This is a genomic window from Actinomadura montaniterrae (assembly GCF_008923365.1).
Classification (GTDB): Bacteria; Actinomycetota; Actinomycetes; order Streptosporangiales; family Streptosporangiaceae; genus Spirillospora; species Spirillospora montaniterrae.
Genome location: NZ_WBMR01000410.1, coordinates 1 through 3,938 on the forward strand (window position 1 = coordinate 1; position 3,938 = coordinate 3,938).

Sequence of the window (3,938 nt, forward strand, 5' to 3'; positions counted from 1 at the left end):
GCGGACCCCGCCGCGGCCGCCGTGCTGGCTGCGGCACGCACCGCGGGCGCCGCGCCGACCGCGGCGCGCTGCGCTGCGTCGACCAAGGCCGCCGTACCGGCAGAGGCCGAGGCCGCCGTACCGGCAGAGGCCGCAGCGTCCGCCGAGACCACAGCGTCCGCCGAGACCGCAGCGTCCGCCCAGACCGCGGCGTCCGCCCGGACCGCCGCATCGGCCGGGACCGCCGCATCCGCCAAAGCCGGTGCGCCGACTGAAGGCGCGGCGTCGGCCGGGACGTCCGCGGGGCCGGTGAAGTCGGCGGCGGCCAGGTCGTCGGTGAGGGCGATGGCGATGCGGGCCGCGAAGACCAGGCCTTCGAGCAGGGAGTTGGACGCCAGCCGGTTCGCGCCGTGCACGCCGGTGCAGGCGACCTCGCCGCACGCGTAAAGGCCGGGGACGGACGTACGCCCCCACAGGTCGGTGCGGACGCCGCCGCTGGAGTAGTGCGCGGCGGGCGCGATCGGGATCGGCTCGGTCACCGGGTCGATGCCGTGGTGCCGGCACGCGGCCAGGATGGTCGGGAACCGCTTCTCCCACATCGCGGCGCCGAAGTGCCGGCCGTCCAGCAGCATGCAGGGCTCGCCGGTCTCCCGCATCCGGTTCACGATCCCCTTCGCGACGACGTCGCGGGGGGCGAGCTCGGCCAGCTCGTGGCGGCCGACCATGAACCGCTCGCCGGAGCGGTCGATCAGGTGGGCGCCCTCCCCGCGGACGGCCTCGGAGATCAGCGGCTGCTGCCCGCGCGCGCCCTCGCCGAGCCACAGCGGGGTCGGGTGGAACTGGACGAACTCGAGGTCGGTGACGGCGGCGCCGGCGCGCAGCGCGAGCGCGACGCCGTCGCCGGTCGACACCTCGGGGTTGGTGGTGGCGGAGAACACCTGGCCGAGGCCGCCGGTCGCGAGCACGACGGCGCGGGCGCGGACGGCGCCGACGCCGTTCGGCTGGCCCTCGCCCATCACGTGCAGGGTGACCCCGGCGGCGCGCCCGGCGGCGTCCTTGATCAGGTCGAGGACGAGGGCGTGCTCGATGACCTCGACGCCGGAGTCCTTGAGCTCGGCGAGCAGCGCGCGGCTGATCTCCGCGCCGGTGGCGTCGCCGCCGGCGTGCGCGATGCGGCGGCGGTGGTGGCCGCCCTCGCGGGTCAGCGCGATCTCCCCGTCGGCGGAGCGGTCGAACGCGGCGCCGAGCTCGATGAGCCCGCGGATGGCGTCCGGGCCCTCGGTGACGAGCACGCGGACGGCGGCCTCGTCGCAGAGGCCGACGCCGGCGGTGAGGGTGTCGGCGAGATGGTCGAGGGGGTCGTCGTCGGGGGCCAGCGCGGAGGCGATGCCGCCCTGCGCCCAGCGGGTGGATCCGGCGTCGAGCAGCGCCTTGGTGACGAGCAGGACGCGCCCGTGCGGGCGGCAGCGCAGCGCCGCGACGAGGCCGGCGATGCCGGAGCCGATGACGACGACGTCGGCGTCGGCCGTCCAGCCGGGGGCGGGGGCGTCGAGAACGGAAGGGATCATGAGCCCTCCTCGGGGTTCGGTTCTCGTCATTGTGACATTATCCCCGCCGGACCCGAATGCTCGGCCCCCCGATTCCGGGGTAGAACCCCAAATAGCAGGACGACCGCGCACCCCGCCCGGGGGATGCGCGGCCGCCCTGACCGGCCGCTACCGCACGCTTCAGCGCGCCACGAGGTCGCCCCGCACGCCGTCGCCGCCGGGGACCGGCTCGGCCGGGTCGGAGCCCAGCGAGACGATCGCGTTGGACCGGTCGACGTGCACCACGCGCGGCTCGAACTCGCGCGCCTCGGCGTCGGTCATCTGCGCGTACGCGATGATGATCACCAGGTCGCCGGGCTGCACCAGGCGGGCCGCCGCCCCGTTGATCCCGATCACGCCGGAGCCCCGCTCGCCCGCGATCAGGTAGGTCTCCAGGCGGGCGCCGTTGTCGATGTCCACGATGTGCACCTGCTCGCCGGGCAGCAGGTCCGCGGCGTCCATCAGGTCCTGGTCGAGGGTGAGCGAGCCCACGTAGTGCAGGTCCGCCTGGGTGACCGTCGCGCGGTGGATCTTCGACTTGAACATCGTCCGGAACATCAGCGCTCCTTCGGGGTGACGAGCTGGAGGGGCAGGTTGTCGATCAGGTGGGTGGCGCCGACGCGGCCGGCGACGGCGAGCACGGCCGGACCGGTGTATCCGGTCGTGACCTGCAAGAACGTGGACGGGTCGACGAGCACCAGGTAGTCGAGCTCGAGCGGCGGGTCGGCGGCGGCCGCCTTGTCCAGCACGGCGGCCGCCGCGCCGACGACCGCGTCCGGGCCCTCGTCCGCCGCGTCCACGCCCGCGTACAGGGCCTTGGACAGGGCGAGCGCGGTGCGCCGCTCGTCCTCGGACAGGTACCGGTTCCGGCTCGACAGGGCCAGCCCGTCCTGCTCGCGGACGGTCGGGGCGCCGACGATCTCGACCGGCACGTTCAGGTCCGCGACCATCCGGCGGATCATCGCGAGCTGCTGCGCGTCCTTCTGCCCGAAGACGGCCACGTCCGGACGCACCAGGTTCAACAACTTCAGGACGACCGTGAGCATTCCGTCGAAGTGGCCGGGCCGCGCCGCGCCCTCCACCCGCTCGCCCATCGGGCCGGACTTGACCGTGACCTCGGGTTCGCCCGGGTACATGACCTCGCGGGACGGCGCGAACACGATGTCCACGCCCTCGGCGGCGCAGGCCTCGAGGTCGGCCTCGAACGTCCGGGGGTAGCGGTCGAAGTCCTCGTCCGGGCCGAACTGCAGCGGGTTGACGAAGATGCTGACCGCCACCGCGTCCGCGCGGCGCCGCGCCTCGCGGATCAGCGACCGGTGCCCCTCGTGCAGCGCCCCCATCGTGGGGACGAGCGCCAGCGCGCCCTTCGCCGCGGAACGGGCGCCGGCCAGTTCCTCGCGCGTCGCGGCGATGACGGGCGTCACGACGCGTCCTCCGACTCGCTCACTGATCCTCCCTGGTCGGTCCTGACCTGATCGGTCCTGCTTCGTCCTCGGTCCTGCTTCGTCCTCGCCGATGACCGGCTGCTCCGGCGCGGGGCGGCCGGCCCGTCAGTCGGCTAGCACTTCGAGGAGGCGCTCGGCCGCCTCGGGTTTGAGGAGTCCCGCGCCGAGCGCGCGGTCGGCGGTGAGGCGGGCGAGCGCGATGTAAGCGCGGCGGCTCTCCGGCGAGACCCTGCCCAGCTCGGCGACGTGGTCGGCGACCGTCCCGGCGTCGCCGCGGGCGACCGGGCCGGTCAGGCCGTCGATGCCGAGCCGCAGCGCGTTGTCGAGGGCGGCGCCGAGCAGCGGGCCGAGCATCCGGCCGGGCTCGCCGACGCCCGCGGCGGACAGCAGGTCCATCGCCTCGACGACCAGCGTGACCAGGTGGTTGGCGCCGCCGGCGAGCGCCGCGTGGTAGAGCGGGCGGCGCTCCTCGGTGATCCACACCGGCTCCCCGCCCATCTCGACGACGAGGGCCTCGGCGACCGGGCGCAGCGGCTCGGGCGCGGTGACGCCGAACGAGATGCCGGTGAGCCGGTTCACGTCGTCGGGGCGTCCGGTGAAGGTCATGACGGGGTGCAGCGCCAGCGGCAGCGCCCCGGCGCGGGTCAGCGGGTCCAGGACGGCGGACCCGTACCGCCCGCTGGTGTGCATGACGAGCTTGCCGGTGACGTCGACGCCCGCGGAGACCAGGCCGGTGGCGAGTTCGGGCAGCGCGTCGTCCGGGACGGTCAGCAGCACCAGGTCGGCGGCGGCGACCGCGTCCTGCGGGGTGACGACGGCGGCGCCGGGCAGCCGCTCCTCCACCCGCTCGCGCGACCGGTCGGAGACGGCCGCGGCGGCGACCACGCGGTGGCCGGCGCGGGCGAGCGCCGCGCCGAGCGCCGTGCCG

The 3,938-nt window shown here is 75.3% G+C and carries 4 protein-coding genes; all 4 read right to left on the reverse strand.

The window, feature by feature from the left end:
- The coding region (locus tag F9B16_RS49595; protein WP_151547218.1) for an L-aspartate oxidase at positions 1-1,547 on the reverse strand (1,547 nt) is incomplete at its 3' end.
- Between the two features lie 159 nt (positions 1,548-1,706).
- Complete coding sequence (gene panD / locus F9B16_RS49600) at positions 1,707-2,123, reverse strand: aspartate 1-decarboxylase (RefSeq protein WP_151547219.1); 417 nt, start codon at positions 2,121-2,123, stop codon at positions 1,707-1,709.
- Positions 2,123-2,989: a pantoate--beta-alanine ligase gene (gene panC / locus F9B16_RS49605; RefSeq protein ID WP_151547220.1), complete on the reverse strand. Its 867-nt coding sequence runs from the start codon at positions 2,987-2,989 to the stop codon at positions 2,123-2,125. The genes panD and panC overlap by 1 nt, the downstream gene beginning before the upstream one ends.
- 126 nt (positions 2,990-3,115) lie before the next feature.
- On the reverse strand, positions 3,116-3,938 hold an 823-nt coding region (locus F9B16_RS49610; protein ID WP_151547221.1), incomplete at its 5' end, for a Rossmann-like and DUF2520 domain-containing protein.

Bases quoted from the DNA above. Each gene is read 5' to 3' on its own strand.
- panD (WP_151547219.1), bottom strand. From the start codon at position 2,123: ATGTTCCGGACGATGTTCAAGTCGAAGATCCACCGCGCGACGGTCACC.